1 pseudogene is annotated in these 578 nt (G+C 65.1%); it reads right to left on the bottom strand.

Annotation, left to right across the window (positions count from 1 at the left end):
- Positions 1 to 578, bottom strand: a pseudogene (locus FUT88_RS23855) (urocanate hydratase); the annotation flags it as partial.

The following is a 578-nucleotide window of genomic DNA, read 5'->3' on the forward strand; positions in this document are numbered from 1 at the left end:
GATTTCCGCCGCATTGCCGAGCAGGCCGATGGACACGGCCTCGCCGCGCTCGCAATGGTGGCGAATCAGGTTGAATGCGTCGTCGATGTCCTTGGCCTGCTTGTCGAGGTAGCGCGTACGCAGGCGGAAATCGATGCTCGATTGCTGGCACTCGATGTTCAGCGACACGGCGCCGGCCAGCGTGGCGGCCAGCGGCTGGGCGCCGCCCATGCCGCCCAGGCCGGCGGTCAGGATCCACTTGCCGGCCAGCTTGCCGTCGTAATGTTGGCGGCCGGCTTCGGCAAACGTCTCGTACGTACCCTGCACGATGCCCTGGCTGCCGATGTAAATCCAGCTGCCGGCAGTCATCTGGCCGTACATGAACAGGCCCTTGCGATCCAGCTCGTTGAAGTGTTCCCAGTTCGCCCACTTGGGCACGAGGTTGGAGTTGGCGATCAAGACACGCGGCGCATCGGGGTGGGTCTTGAACACGCCCACCGGCTTGCCCGATTGCACGAGCAGCGATTCGTCGTCGTTCAGCTCGCGCAGCGTTTCCAGGATCTTGTCGAAGCAGGCCCAGTCGCGCGCGGCGCGGCCGA

Source organism: Ralstonia sp. TCR112 (assembly GCF_007997035.1).
Classification (GTDB): Bacteria; Pseudomonadota; Gammaproteobacteria; order Burkholderiales; family Burkholderiaceae; genus Ralstonia; species Ralstonia edaphi.